At 64.6% G+C, this 12,425-nt stretch carries 14 protein-coding genes and 1 pseudogene; 3 read left to right on the top strand and 12 right to left on the bottom strand.

What is annotated here, in order from left to right:
* Position 1 precedes the first annotated feature (1 nt).
* The gene (locus tag CEG14_RS20240) at positions 2–799 is read left to right on the top strand and encodes an enoyl-CoA hydratase (RefSeq protein ID WP_094828171.1); all 798 of its coding nucleotides are present in this window, start codon (positions 2–4) and stop codon (positions 797–799) included.
* 7 nt (positions 800–806) lie between these two features.
* On the opposite strand, the gene CEG14_RS20235 is transcribed toward CEG14_RS20240, so the two are convergent.
* Positions 807–1,721 carry a LysR family transcriptional regulator gene (locus CEG14_RS20235; protein ID WP_094828170.1) on the bottom strand — a complete coding sequence of 305 codons (915 nt, stop codon included), beginning with the start codon at positions 1,719–1,721 and terminating at the stop codon, positions 807–809.
* A 108-nt stretch (positions 1,722–1,829) separates the two neighbouring features.
* On the opposite strand from CEG14_RS20235, the gene CEG14_RS20230 reads away from it, so the two are divergent.
* On the top strand, positions 1,830–2,735 hold the full coding sequence (locus CEG14_RS20230; RefSeq protein ID WP_094828169.1) for an SDR family NAD(P)-dependent oxidoreductase: 906 nt from the start codon (positions 1,830–1,832) through the stop codon (positions 2,733–2,735).
* 44 nt (positions 2,736–2,779) lie between these two features.
* Positions 2,780–3,130 carry a PaaI family thioesterase gene (locus CEG14_RS20225; protein WP_094828168.1) on the top strand — a complete coding sequence of 117 codons (351 nt, stop codon included), beginning with the start codon at positions 2,780–2,782 and terminating at the stop codon, positions 3,128–3,130.
* A 52-nt stretch (positions 3,131–3,182) separates the two neighbouring features.
* Here the strand turns inward: CEG14_RS20225 and CEG14_RS26685 are convergent.
* The 11 genes and pseudogenes from CEG14_RS26685 to CEG14_RS20175 form a co-directional block, all read right to left on the bottom strand.
* Positions 3,183–3,379, bottom strand: a pseudogene (locus CEG14_RS26685) (aminotransferase); the annotation flags it as partial.
* Between the two features lie 159 nt (positions 3,380–3,538).
* The gene (locus tag CEG14_RS20220) at positions 3,539–4,495 is read right to left on the bottom strand and encodes an acyl-CoA dehydrogenase family protein (protein ID WP_094828167.1); all 957 of its coding nucleotides are present in this window, start codon (positions 4,493–4,495) and stop codon (positions 3,539–3,541) included.
* Positions 4,488–5,663 (bottom strand): acyl-CoA dehydrogenase family protein, encoded by a 1,176-nt coding sequence (locus CEG14_RS20215; protein WP_094828166.1) that lies wholly within the window; start codon positions 5,661–5,663, stop codon positions 4,488–4,490. The genes CEG14_RS20220 and CEG14_RS20215 overlap by 8 nt, the downstream gene beginning before the upstream one ends.
* Before the next feature lie 12 nt (positions 5,664–5,675).
* The gene (locus CEG14_RS20210; protein ID WP_094828165.1) at positions 5,676–6,344 is read right to left on the bottom strand and encodes a CoA-transferase; all 669 of its coding nucleotides are present in this window, start codon (positions 6,342–6,344) and stop codon (positions 5,676–5,678) included.
* Positions 6,341–7,009, bottom strand: coding sequence for a 3-oxoacid CoA-transferase subunit A (locus tag CEG14_RS20205; RefSeq protein WP_094828164.1), 669 nt, complete (start codon positions 7,007–7,009; stop codon positions 6,341–6,343). The genes CEG14_RS20210 and CEG14_RS20205 overlap by 4 nt, the downstream gene beginning before the upstream one ends.
* Positions 7,006–7,881, bottom strand: coding sequence for a MaoC/PaaZ C-terminal domain-containing protein (locus tag CEG14_RS20200; RefSeq protein WP_094828163.1), 876 nt, complete (start codon positions 7,879–7,881; stop codon positions 7,006–7,008). The genes CEG14_RS20205 and CEG14_RS20200 overlap by 4 nt, the downstream gene beginning before the upstream one ends.
* A gap of 7 nt (positions 7,882–7,888) precedes the next feature.
* Positions 7,889–8,794: an SDR family oxidoreductase gene (locus CEG14_RS20195; RefSeq protein WP_094828162.1), complete on the bottom strand. Its 906-nt coding sequence runs from the start codon at positions 8,792–8,794 to the stop codon at positions 7,889–7,891.
* 12 nt (positions 8,795–8,806) lie between these two features.
* Entirely contained in the window at positions 8,807–9,973 is a 1,167-nt protein-coding gene (locus CEG14_RS20190; RefSeq protein ID WP_094828161.1) for an acetyl-CoA acetyltransferase, read from the bottom strand.
* Positions 9,970–10,344, bottom strand: coding sequence for a Zn-ribbon domain-containing OB-fold protein (locus CEG14_RS20185; RefSeq protein WP_094828160.1), 375 nt, complete (start codon positions 10,342–10,344; stop codon positions 9,970–9,972). Before CEG14_RS20185 ends, CEG14_RS20190 begins: the two co-directional genes overlap by 4 nt.
* Complete coding sequence (locus CEG14_RS20180) at positions 10,337–11,299, bottom strand: Bug family tripartite tricarboxylate transporter substrate binding protein (protein ID WP_094828159.1); 963 nt, start codon at positions 11,297–11,299, stop codon at positions 10,337–10,339. Before CEG14_RS20180 ends, CEG14_RS20185 begins: the two co-directional genes overlap by 8 nt.
* Before the next feature lie 153 nt (positions 11,300–11,452).
* Positions 11,453–12,385, bottom strand: coding sequence for a LysR family transcriptional regulator (locus tag CEG14_RS20175; protein ID WP_179280644.1), 933 nt, complete (start codon positions 12,383–12,385; stop codon positions 11,453–11,455).
* Between the last annotated feature and the right edge of the window lie 40 nt (positions 12,386–12,425).

Below are 12,425 nucleotides of genomic sequence, written 5' to 3'. Positions count from 1 at the left end.
CATGAGCAGCACGTATTCCTTTGAGCTTGTCCACGCCAGGGCGGACATCGACGCCGAGGGTGTCGGCGTCCTGACCATCGCCAACGCGGGCGTGTTGAACATCCTGGGCACACCGGTGATGACCGATCTGCGCGATGCAATGGTTCGCCTGGCCGACAACCCCGCAGTGCGCGTGCTGGTGTTGCGCGGCACGGGCGACCGGGCATTTGTCGCGGGCGCGGACATCGCCGAGATGGCCGCGCTGGACGAGGCCTCGGCCCGCCACTTCATTTCCAATCTTCGCGACCTCTGCAACGCGGTCCGCCACTTCCCCGTGCCGGTCATCGCGCGCATTCCCGGCTGGTGCCTGGGCGGCGGCATGGAGTTGGCGCTGGCCTGCGACCTGCGCATCACCGCCGATCATGCGCAGTTTGGCATGCCCGAGGTCAAGGTGGGAATTCCTTCGGTGATTCATGCGGCGCTGATGCCCTCGCTGATCGGCTCGGCGCATACCGCATGGATGCTGCTGGCCGGCGATCTGGTCGACGCGTCCAAGGCGCTGGCCTGGGGCCTTGTGAACGAGGCTGTGCCAGCCGAGGGCCTGGACGAGGCGGTGCGCACGCAGGCGCTGGCGCTGGCCGCATTGGGGCCAGCGGTGCTGCGTCAACAGAAGACGCTGCTGCGCCGCTGGGACCGGATGTCGATCGACGAGGCCATCGAGGACAGCGTGGCCGAGTTTGGCCGCGCCTTCAACACGGGGGAACCGCAGCGCTTCATGAACGAGTTCTTGGCGCGCAAGCGCGAGAAACAAGCGGGCTAGCGCAGACTCAGCGTCCCTGGCGGGTGGCCGCCACGACCGGGTCGTCCAGCAGGTAACGGGCGATCTGCTCGACAAAGGGCGAGATGGGCGTGGAGGCCGAGGTGACCAACGTCAGCTCGCGCAGCGCCCAGGGCTCGTTCAGGGCCACGGCGGCGATGCGCTGCGTGCGCAGGGCCGCCGCCGCGATGCTGCGCGGCACCAGGCTGACGCCCACGCCGGCCTCCACCATTGACAGCGCGGCCTCGAAGGTGTGCACGTGGATGCGGATGCGCAGCATCTTGCCGGCCAGCTTGGCCATGTCGCGCAGGAAGATGTAGTTGCTGCTGTTGCGGCTCATGCAGACGAAGTCCAGGTCGAGCGCGGCGGGAAAGCGCACGACCTGGTGTTCGGCGATGGGATGGTCCAGCGGCGCGGCGATCACCAGTTCATCGACGGCATAGCGCACCGCCTCGACCCCGGCGGATTCGGCGTGGCCGGCAAAGATGCCGATGTCCGCCTCGCCGCCCGCGATGGCCGATTCGATGGCGGTGCTGGAGCGTTCCTCGAGCTGGATGTTGACGCTGGGATTGGCACTGAGAAAGCGCGCCAGGCTGGGCACGATGAAACTGTTGAGCGAACTGCTGTTGGCAAACAGCTTGACGTTGCCCTTGAGTCCGCTGGCGAAGCCGCTGACCTCGCCGTGCATGCGCGCCACGCCGGCCAACAGGGTGCGCACGTGCTTGAGCACGAACTCGCCTTCGGTCGTCAGTTCCATGCCGCGCGCCTCGCGCTTGAACAGCGGCACGCCCATGGCCAGTTCGAGGTTCTTCAGGCGGTAGCTGGCCGACGAGGCCGTGAGATGGACGGTGTCTGCGCCGCCCGACAGGCTCTTGGCATCGGCGATCGCCAGGAAAAGCTTCAGGTCGGTCAGTTCGTAGCGCATGCCGTCATCCTCGTTTTATAGGGTTTTTTTGCAATTCTAGCGGGCATTCGCGCCGATGCGCGACGAGCCACGAAATTCTCGATTCGCTTCGAAACACTGGAGACAGACATGCTGGAAGGTAAGGTGGTGGTGGTGACGGGTGCAGCGCAAGGCATTGGGCGCGCCGCGGCATTGGCACTGGCGCAAGAGGGCGCGCGCGTGGTCGTCAATGACCTGGGCGTGACGCTGGACGGCGCGGGCTCCGTGCGGGGCACAGCGCAGCAGGTGTCCGACGAGATCCGGGCGGCGGGAGGCGAGGCGGTCGCCAGCGGCGACTCGGTGGACGAGTACGCATCGGCCAAACGCATCGTGCAAGCCGCGCTGGACACCTATGGCCGTGTCGACGCCATCGTCAACAACGCGGGCATCGTGCGCGACAAAATGTTCCACCGGCTGACGCCCGAAGACTTCGACGCGGTGGTGCGCGTGCATTTGTACGGCACTTTCAACCTGAGCCATGCGGTAGCCGCGCACTTCCGCGCGCAGCAGACGGGCAGCCTGATCAACATGACGTCGAACTCCGCGGTGATCGGCAATCGCGGCCAGGCGAACTACTGCGCGGCCAAGCTGGGCATCGTAGGCCTGTCCAAGGCCATGGCGCTCGACATGGCGGCATTCGGCGTGCGCTCCAATTGCATCGCACCCCTGGCGTGGAGCCGAATGACCGAGACGATTCCGGCTAGGACGCCCGAGCAGGCGCGCCACGTCGAGAAGATTCGCCGCATGGGGCCCGAGACGATCGCGCCGCTTGTCTGCTATCTTGCGTCCGATGCCTCGCGCGATGTCTCTGGGCAGATCTTCGCGATCCGGCTCAACGAGATCTTCCTGATGAGCCAGTCGCGGCCCGTTCGATCGGTGCACAGCTCCGACGGTTGGACGGCGCAGGGCATCGCCGAGCATGGCATGACGGCACTGCGCGCATCGTTCATGCCGCTGGACACGTCCGCTGATGTTTTCTCGTGGGATCCAGTTTGAACATACCTGGCCAATATGTCCCCTGGGACTCGACCAGCGCCTTCATGACCCGCATGGCGGATCTGGGCGAGCTGTACTGGGACGCTTCGGAGAAGGTACTGGCGGTGCGGATCACGCCGGCGCATGCCAATGTGCACGGCATCGCGCATGGCGGTTTCCTGGCCACGCTGGTGGATTGCGCGCTGGGCACCGTGCTGGTGGAGGAAACCGGCACGGCGGTGGTCACGGCGCAGATGGCGCTGGACTACCTGAGCAGCGTGAAGATGGATGACTGGTTGGAGGTGCACGTCACGATCGACAAGCGCGGCCGCCGCCTGATCTATGCCACCTGCTATGTGCGGGTGGGAGATCGCAATGTGCTCAAGGCCAACGCGATCTTCGCCGTGCGTGACTGAGACTGCGAGAAGCGCGCGCGACAACCGGGCTGCCGCGCGGCGGGGCTGCGGGGACTGATCCTTCCTTGCGCATGCGCGACAGGAAGCGCTCAATTCGGCCGATGGCTTCCGTCAGGTCTTTCATGTTGGGCAGGAACACCACGCGGAAGTGGTCGTGGTTGACCCAATTGAAACGGGTGCCGTGGATGATCAACACGCGTTTTGTTCCAGCAGGTCGTACGCGATCTGCTGGTCGCTCTTGATCGGATAGCCGCCCCACCCTTTACGAATCCGAACAGCCTGCGACCGACTTTATTCCTCACTTTCATTTGGAAGCTACGGTCTCGGCTGCGGCCGTAGCTGTTGAGCGCCGTTGTCGCTGGACAGCTACCTCCGTGTTGCAATCGCGGGCGCTCATGCGATGCAACGTCAGCTCCGCATTAGCGTGGCTAACCTTTCGGCCTCGATTGCCAAGCGGTATGCGCGTTTCAGGTAAAGCTGGGCGTCATGTTCCCAGGAGAACCCTATGCCCCCATGCACCTGTATCGCAAGCTTGACGGCACGACGCGACGCGTTAGCAGTCAGTCGAGCGGCCAGCGCTGCAAGCTCCGGATCCGGTGACGAGCGCACTGCCAGCAGGGCTTCCACGGCATAACGGCTGTTATCCAGACCGGTCCAGGCGTCAACCAGTGAGTGCTTGATCGCCTGGAACTGCCCGATGGGCCGGCCAAATTGCTCGCGCTCTTTGGCGTAGGCGATTGCCAAGTCCAGGGCCGCCCCAGCTGTGCCGGTTAATTGCGCCAGCACGAAGGCCAGATGGCGTTGTACCGCGGGCAGAACTAGCGTGGCAGGCAGGTCGGCCTGCGCGATGGCCGGTCCACACAGACGAGCGAGCGCGACCGTTGGGTCCAGCCCCTGGACCGGTTCGAGCTTTGCCGGGTCGTAACGTGCCATCAGCCAGCCCTGGTCCTGGCGGCTCAGCCGCAGATATTGGGCGGCGGGGCCGTAGGCGTCGATCCACCCCTGCTCGTCGTCGCCACGGTCACAGCGGATGCTAGCCGGATGCACGACCAGATCCAGCATAACCTCTGAGAGGGCAGGGGATTGCTCAAGTAGTGTGCTGGCCAAGAATGTCGACGCGCCATAAGGCAAGGTGAGCAGAGCGTGGCCGGCCCATTCGCCCATGAGCTGGATGCCGGCGCCATACTCGGCCTGGAAGGCTTCCGATCCAGCGTCCAGCCAGCCGCCCTCCGCCAGTTCCCTCCAAAGCGCGCGCTGAGCGTCGTCGTCCGCGGCAAGAGCGCGGCGGGCGTAGGCGGGAGGATGCTGCTCTTCTAACAGACGCCCAAAGGTGGAGGACAACAATGTCCTGATTTCGCTATGCATGTTGTGCCTTGTCCTTGGGCAGGCCGAGCAGGCGTTCGCCCACGATATTGCGTTGAATTTCCGAGGTGCCGGCCACGATGGTCTCGGCGCGCGACCACAGGAATTCGCGTAGCACGCTAGCCGTGTCGGCATGCGGCGCGCTTGCTTGAGGACCGAGGATGGCAGCTTCGCCCAGCAGCGCGACGCGCTGCTCCCAGATCTTCTGGCGGGTTTCACTCCACAGCAGCTTGAGCATGGCGCCGTCGATGCCAGGCGTGTTGCCTTCGGCGACCTGCCGCAGCACACGATCCACCCGCCAGCGAATGACGTGGCACAAATCGGCCAACTCGCGCACGCGGTGCTCCTCCACCGCGCGCTCGGCTTGGCCGAGCCGGACCTGTGCCAGCGCGTCGGTCAATTGCCGCAGTTCGTCTTCCAGCTGGACAACACGAGGCATGAAATAGATGCCGCGCTCGTATTCGGCGGCCGCCATGGCGATGCGCCAACCTCCGCCGGCGTCACCCAGAATGCTGCCGTCCGGGACCGGCGTCGCGTCGAACAAAACCTCGTTGTAATCGGCTTCACCCGTCATCTGGCGGATGGGTTCGACCCGCACCCCGTCTGCCTGCATGTCGATGAGCATGAAGCTCAGCCCGCGGTGGGCCTGGCTGTCGGGATCGGTGCGCACAAGTGCGAAGCACCATTTCGCCAGATGCGCCTGAGTTGTCCAGATTTTGCGGCCGCTGACGCACCAGCCGGAACCGTCTGGTCGGGCCCGGGTGCGCACGGATGACAGGTCGGACCCGGTCTGGGGCTCGGAGTAGCCTTGGCACCAGATTTCGCTGCCTTGGCGGATGCCGGGAAGGAACTTTGCCTTTTGTTCGGGTGTGCCGAACCGCAGCAGGGTAGGCGCCAGGATTGCGTGGGCGATGCTGTTGATGGGCTGGGGCGCGTGCATACGCGCGCACAGTTCGTGAAAAGAGATCAGGGTGGCGGTGCTGAGTTCTCGGCCCCCATGCTCTCGTGGCCACGTGAGCGCGATGAGATCGGCGTCGCAAAGCATTCGGTTCCAGACCTGCCGGCACTCCTGGGTGTGGGACGCAGTGACTGGATGCATTTCACGCAGCTGCGTGAGCGCGCCACGCAACCACGCCTCGGCGTCTTCAAGAAAATGTTCGGTTCGTATCATGGCGAAGAGAAATCAGAAGTTGAAATGCAGGACCCGCGGCACGCCTTCAATGCGCACAGGCGCGTCGATCCAGCGATCCAGCTCGGATGGTGTCAGGCCGTCGACCAGCGCCAAGGGGACGAAGGCGCCGCTTCGCACGTCGAAGATGCCGATGTCGGTATAGACCCGCCCAACCACGCCCGCGCCGGTAAGGGGCAGGGCGCATCGGTCGCGCAGGCGCGGCGTGCCTTCGCGCGTCAGCGCTTCCATCATGACCCAGACGTTGCGCGCGCCCACGGCTAGGTCCATGGCCCCGCCCACCGAAGGCATGGGATCGTTCGCGCCCAGCGACCAATTCGCCAAATCGCCATGGCAGGAGACTTCGAAGGCGCCTAGTACCGTAATGTCGATGTGCCCGCCCCGCATGATGGAGAACGAATAGACGTGGTCGAAGATGGCGGCGCCCTCGGTAAGGGCGATCGACTGCTTGCTGGCATTGATGAGGTCGCCATCCGCGGTCTCGTGACCGTGCAGCAGGCGCATCCCCAGGATCCCGTTTTCGCTGTGCAACTGCACCCCGCGCGACGGGTCCAAACGATCAGTGACCAGGGTAGGCATGCCTATGCCCAGGTTGACCACGGCGCCCGCCGGCAAGTCGTTCGCCACGAGGGCCGCCAACTCATCGCGTGAAAGTCGTTTCATTGTGGGGCTCCCAACAGGCGGTGCACGAACAGGCTGGGCGTGACGATGGCGTCAGGATCCAGCGCGCCGCAGGGTACGATCTCGTCGACTTCGACGATGGTGCTTCGAGCTGCCATGCACATGACGGGGCCGAAATTTCGCTGAGCGCGGCGATAGACCAGATTGCCCAGCGGATCGGCCCGATGCGCGCGGATGAACGCGAAGTCCGCTCGCAGCGGCTCTTCCAGCACGTAGCCGCGACCACCAAATACTCGGGTCTCGCGGCCTTCGGCCAGCGGTGTTCCGTAACCGGTAGGGGAGTAGAAGGGCCCCATGCCGGCGCCGCCCGCGCGGATGCGCTCCACCAGCGTACCCTGTGGCATGACTTCCACCGCCAAGCTACCCGCTTGCACCCGTTCGCGGATCACGTCATTGCCCGGCATGCGCGGGTACGAGCAGACGATGCGGCTGACGCGGCCGGATGCCACCAGGGCGAGAAAGCTGGCTTCGCCCGCTCCGGCGTTGTTGTTGATCAGGGTGAGGTTGTTTACGTCTCGTCTGGCCAGTAGGCCGGCCAGCAGGCGTGCGGGAATGCCAGAGCCGCCAAAGCCGCCCACGAAAATCACCGCGCCGGATTCGACGCCGCTCAGGGCGTCTTGCACGTCGGCGCAAGTCTTGTCTTTCATTGTTGCTCCTCGGTCCAGGCCGCGCGGCCCTGCGCGCACAAGGCGCCGGCCTGGTGGCAGGCTAGGGCGATTCCTTGCGGCTGATGCCACAGCGATATCGAGACATCCAGGCCTGGATAGGCTGGAGCCATGAAGCGCATGTCCAACTCGCCCAGCCGCAGGCCCGGCAGACGCCTCAACACCGCTTCGAGGGCGCGATTGACCATGCCCAGCAGCGCGGCGCCATGCAGGATGGGCCGCTCATAGCCGGCCCGCCGCGCGCTATCCGGATCCACGTGCAGGGGATTGCGGTCGGCGTTCAGGCGGTACAAAGCGCCCTGGTTGCGGCTGGTGGGCAGGATGATGACGATGTCCGGCAAGGAGGCCGGCGGCGCGGGGATCGGCGCCGCCAGCGCATCGCTAAGCGCAGCGTCGCCGCGCGAGTAGCCACCGTCTCCACGGCAGATGTTCAGTTGCTCGATAAGAGCGAGCTCCTGGCCCGTTGCCGCGTCGGTCAGCGTGCGCCGCGTTACGACGAAGGCGCCCGGACCTTTGTCCGCGATGCGGGACACCTCCATCTCGCATACCACTTCAGTGCTGGTGGGTAGGCGGTGCGCAAAGCGCATGCGCTGCTCGCCGTGTATCACCCGGGTCCAGTCCAGGCAGTGGCGCGGATCGCGCATCCAGAAGCCGGGATAGGCCAGTACGCAAGCCATGGCGGGCAGGGCGCGCAACCCGCGTTCATAGATGAATTGGATTTCATCGCCGACTGCGTCGTCTTCGGAAAGCCCCGCGCCAACGCCTAAGGCGTAGAGGATGCAGTCATCCTCACCATAGGCTTGGCGCTCAGGCGTGAAAACGTGGGTTTTTAGGCTGTGATAGTCCAGCGCCATGGCAGCCTCAGACCGGATCCCAGGCGAACACCTGGGCTGAGGTGTCGAGTGGCATGAACGAGGCGCGCAACGCAGCCATGCCGTGTTCCGCGATGCTCTCGGCAGTCCAGCCGTCGGAGCGATGCACCGAGCGCACCGGACGGGACTGGCTCATCAGGAAAATCTCGTTCAAGCGTATGGCGAACACCTGTCCCGACACGTCGGACGAGGCGTCTGACGCCAGGTAGCAGATCAGGGGCGCGATCGTCTCGGGTCCCATGCGGCGGATCTTCTCGACATGACGCGCCTGTTCCTCGGTCTTGGCTGGGATGGTCTCCGTCATGCGGCTCCAGGCCAGCGGCGCGAGGCAGTTGGATCGCACGTTGAAGGCAGCCATGTCCAGCGCCATGGCCTTGGAAAGACCAACGATGCCCAGCTTGGCGGCACAATAATTGGCCTGGCCGCGGTTGCCGATGACCGCCGAGTTGGATGTCATGTTGATCAGGCTTCCGCCACCCTGCTCACGGAAGTGCCTGGCCGCAGCATGGCTGAGGTTGAAGCAACCGTACAGATGCACCTTGACCACCGCGTCGAAGTCTTCTGGCGTGAGCCGGTGGAACATCTTGTCGCGCACGATGCCGGCATTGTTCACCACGCCGTCCACCCTCCCATAGGTATCGGCGGCCGCCTCGATGATGCGTTGCGCGCTTGCATATTCGGCAACCGAGTCTCCATTGGCAATGGCTTCACCGCCAGCGGCGCGTATTTCCTCGACGACCTGGGCGGCCGTGCTATGCGAGGTGCTGGTGCCGTCCAGCGAAACGTTCAGGTCATTGACCACCACTCGGGCGCCTTGGGCCGCCAAGGCCACGGCCGCAGCGCGGCCGATGCCGTTGGCCGCGCCGGTGACGACCACCACTTTTCCTTCCAGCATGTCGAATCTCCTTCAGTCCATCCAATTGGTCAGCACGGTCGTGGCCTGGGCGCTCAAAACTCCACCATTGCCATGCACGAGCGCCGTGCGGGCTTGCTTCACCTGCCGTTCCCCACAATCGCCGCGAAGCTGGCGCACCGCCTCCACCAGGCCGAACATGCTGTACATGCCGGGATGCACGCAGGAAAGTCCGCCGCCGTTGGTGTTCACTGGCAGTTCGCCGCCGGGCGCAATTCTCCCGCCCGACACGAATGCGCCGCCTTCACCCTTGTCGCAGAACCCCATGTCTTCAAGGAACAGGATGGGATTGATGGTGAAGGCGTCGTAGAGCTGCACCAAGTCGATGTCGGCAAGCGCCACGCCGGCCCGTTCCCGAGCCAGGCCAGCGCTCTGGCCCGCCACGGTGCGTGTCAGGTCGGCCATGCAGGCGATCTGCCGATGTGAGTGCGCCATGGCAGTGCCTTGCACATACACGGGCCGCGCCGTGTCGGCGCGTTCTGCCGCGGTGACTACGATGGCACCTGCACCGTCGGTCACCAGGCAGCAGTCGCGCGCGGTCAGCGGCGAAGAAATCACGCGCGCCGCCAATACGTCATCGATCGACAGTGGCTCGCGCTTGTAGGCTTCCGGATTCAGGCGGGCCCAGGCGCGCGCGGCAACCGCTACTTCGGCGAGTTGTTCGCGAGTGGTGCCGTACTCATGCATGTGCCGCCGGGTCGCCAGCGCGTAACTGGTTGGCGGATTGAAGGGCTGAAACGGCTCCTCGTAGGGAAACGGATCCAGCCGCGCACGGGCGCCGGACGTCGCCGATACGCCGTTGCCGCCGCGCGGAGCGGCGCCATAGGCGATCACGATATTGCTGCACAGGCCCGCCTGAATTGCTGCCGCGGCTGTCAGCAGGTGACCCACGAAGGATGCGCCGCCAATCTGAGTGCTGTCCATAAAGCGCGGGAACAAGCCTAGGTATTCCGAGAGCTTGTTCAGCCACATCGACGAGGACAGGCTGGCGCTCATCAGACCGTCGACGTCGTCCATGCGCAGGCCGGCATCGCGCACCGCCGCATGTACGGCCAACGAAGTGAGCTCGAGGTCGTTCAGGCCCCCGGCATCGCCTATGCCCGCCGTGGCGCAGCCGGTGATGGCGATGGCGCCGCGCAGACTCTTGTTCCAGTCCGTCATGGCGCCTCCGGTCCAAAGACCACCCGGGTGCGCTGCGGATCCGGCCTGGCCGTCAGCCGCATGCCGATCCGCAGTTCGCCTTCATCTAGCAGCGTGGACATCATGCGGAACCCTTCGTCCATGTCAGCCAGGATGACGTTACGCGCGGGCGCTTGCGGCGTGGCCGGGATTTCCGAATAGGAGTACAGCGTGGCGCCGGTACGCATGGGGCGCCAGGCGTACTCCTGCGAACGGCAATGAGCGCAGTGCGTGCGCGGAAAGAAGAACGAGAGCCCGCAACTGCGGCACACCTGGACCTCCAACCGTCCCGCGCGCAGCGCCTCGGAAAAATACGCCTCTGGCGACAGGGATCCGATGTGGACTTCACTCATCCTTGACTCCCGCCTGGGTGATGACTGCCTGCCACTTGTCCATCTCGTCGCTGACGAACTTCTGGTATTGGGCCAGATCCTTGTCGCCAGGTTCGGAGCCTGTAGACCGGATGTACTCCTGGGTCGCTGGCTGCATCACCGACTTGCGGATTTCAGTATTCAGTGTTTGTACGATGTCGGCCGGCGTGCCGGCTGGGGCGTAGACGCCGACCCATGTGCTTAGGTCAAAGCCCTTATAGCCAAGCTCGTTGAGCGTGGGCACGTCGGGATAACGCGCCTGGCGCTGTGCGGAAGCGATGGCCAGGGGCACGATCTTGCCCGACTGCAGGTACGCGTTGGCCGTCACCGATTCGGCCATGCCGAAGGGAACTTGGCCCGATACCAGATCCGTCATGGCGGGCCCCGCGCCACGATAGGACACGTGCATCAGCGGCAGGCCACTTTGTGAGCGCAGCAGTTCGCCCACGATGTGAGGCGCGCCGCCGGCGCCGGCCGTGCCGTAGGGCACCGAAGGTTGCTTCTGGGCATAAGCCTTGAAGTCGGCGTAAGTCTTGATGCCCTGGTTGGCGTTGACCAGCAGGAAGTTGGGGCTGACAGCCAGCAGCGCCACGGGAGCGAAGTCCTTGCGGGCGTTATAGGGCAGCTTCTTCATCGCGGGATTGATCACGTGGCTCGTCGCGCCCACCAGAATGGTATAGCCGTCGGGTTTTTGGCGCGACACATACTCGGTAGCGATCTGGCCGGTTGCGCCGGGCTTGTTTTCGACTACGAAGGGCTTGCCCAGGCGGGTCTGCAGATCGGCCGCAATGCGCCGCGTCAGGATATCGGTCATGCCCCCGGGCGCATAAGCCACCACCAGGGTGACGGGCTTGGCCGGATAGGTGTCGGCGGCGGCAATGGAGGGAAGGGCGGCGAGCAGCGTCAGCAACTGCTTCAGGCCAGGCTTGAATGTCATATTGGGGTCTCCTCGTTCTGGGGCTGGTTTGCCCTGCTGGTTATGGCGTCGAGGTGACCGTGGGCCCGGATAGCGCGTGGAGTGTCTACCTCGACGCGCTAATGATGGAAGCCATCCATCATGCAAACAATTGATTAATTATCATGAAGGCATTCAACAAAGTGATGAATCGCCTGCCGCTGCGGGCTGTCCTTGTTCACTGAGGTGCGCTTCGAAGGCGGTGAGAAACGCGTCGGCTGCTCGCGACAACCGGTAGTCAGCCCGACGCAGGACGGAAAGCTCGTGCATGGTTTGAGGTCGGTCGGCTATGCACAGCGCCTTCAGGCCCATTTCCTGGCAGACGTTGCGCACATAGCCTGGCATGACGGTGATGCCCATACCGCCGCGGATCATGGCGAAAGCGGTGGTCAGGCTGCCCGTCTGCGCCACGCTGCGCACCGTCAGCCCTTGGTCCTGCAGAATCTGGTCCATTTTGCGGCGCACCGTGTACGTGCCGCGCAGCAGAATGTGCGGGTAGCGGGCGAGATCGCGCCAGGCTGCCTGTTCGTGCCGCGCCAAGGGGTGGCCAGCCGGCACCACGGCGTACATGGGGCCGCGGTAGACGATCCGGCAGTCCAACCTGGGATCCTGACTCTCCATCGCCACGATGCCCAGATCGGCCCTGCCGTGCAGCACGTGCTCGGTAACTTCGTCGCCCGTAAGCTCGTGCAGATCAAAGATGATGTTGGGATGCCGCGCATGAAAGTGCGTAACCACCGGCGCGATCAGGGTATGCATCATGATGGGCGAGGCTGCGATGGACACCTCCCCGCGCTCCAGGTCGGCCAAGCTACTCAGGCTGCGCTCGGCTGCTCGCAGGGAGCCGAAGGCTTCCTGCGCGTAGACGTAGAGCTCGGCGGCGCCCTCCAGCAGTTCCACCCCGCGCGCCGAACGTTCGAATAGCGCCATGCCTATCGCTTTCTCCAGGTCGGAGCAGAGTTTGCTGACCGTGGATTGCGTCAGATTGAGCGCCTCGGCGGCGCGAGTGAAGTTCTTCAGCTCGTACACGGCGCAAAAAGCCCGTAACTGGCGCAGGGTGATTCCCATGATGCGACTCCCGCAAGAGGCGGCTATCGTACCCAAGCCG

The organism is Bordetella genomosp. 1 (assembly GCF_002261335.1).
Lineage (GTDB): Bacteria > Pseudomonadota > Gammaproteobacteria > Burkholderiales > Burkholderiaceae_B > Bordetella.
Note: the sequence above shows the minus strand (reverse complement) of the source record. Positions and strands in the feature narration are given on the sequence as shown.

Coding starts and splice junctions, on each gene's coding strand:
- CEG14_RS20195 (WP_094828162.1), bottom strand. CDS start 8,794: ATGCTGGAAGGAAAAGTGGTGGTCGTCACCGGCGCGGCCAACGGCATC.
- CEG14_RS20240 (WP_094828171.1), top strand. CDS start 2: ATGAGCAGCACGTATTCCTTTGAGCTTGTCCACGCCAGGGCGGACATC.
- CEG14_RS20185 (WP_094828160.1), bottom strand. CDS start 10,344: ATGAGTGAAGTCCACATCGGATCCCTGTCGCCAGAGGCGTATTTTTCC.
- CEG14_RS20210 (WP_094828165.1), bottom strand. CDS start 6,344: ATGAAACGACTTTCACGCGATGAGTTGGCGGCCCTCGTGGCGAACGAC.
- CEG14_RS20215 (WP_094828166.1), bottom strand. CDS start 5,663: ATGATACGAACCGAACATTTTCTTGAAGACGCCGAGGCGTGGTTGCGT.
- CEG14_RS20180 (WP_094828159.1), bottom strand. CDS start 11,299: ATGACATTCAAGCCTGGCCTGAAGCAGTTGCTGACGCTGCTCGCCGCC.
- CEG14_RS20205 (WP_094828164.1), bottom strand. CDS start 7,009: ATGAAAGACAAGACTTGCGCCGACGTGCAAGACGCCCTGAGCGGCGTC.
- CEG14_RS20225 (WP_094828168.1), top strand. CDS start 2,780: ATGACCCGCATGGCGGATCTGGGCGAGCTGTACTGGGACGCTTCGGAG.
- CEG14_RS20190 (WP_094828161.1), bottom strand. CDS start 9,973: ATGACGGACTGGAACAAGAGTCTGCGCGGCGCCATCGCCATCACCGGC.
- CEG14_RS20175 (WP_179280644.1), bottom strand. CDS start 12,385: ATGGGAATCACCCTGCGCCAGTTACGGGCTTTTTGCGCCGTGTACGAG.
- CEG14_RS20200 (WP_094828163.1), bottom strand. CDS start 7,881: ATGGCGCTGGACTATCACAGCCTAAAAACCCACGTTTTCACGCCTGAG.
- CEG14_RS20230 (WP_094828169.1), top strand. CDS start 1,830: ATGCTGGAAGGTAAGGTGGTGGTGGTGACGGGTGCAGCGCAAGGCATT.
- CEG14_RS20220 (WP_094828167.1), bottom strand. CDS start 4,495: ATGCATAGCGAAATCAGGACATTGTTGTCCTCCACCTTTGGGCGTCTG.
- CEG14_RS20235 (WP_094828170.1), bottom strand. CDS start 1,721: ATGCGCTACGAACTGACCGACCTGAAGCTTTTCCTGGCGATCGCCGAT.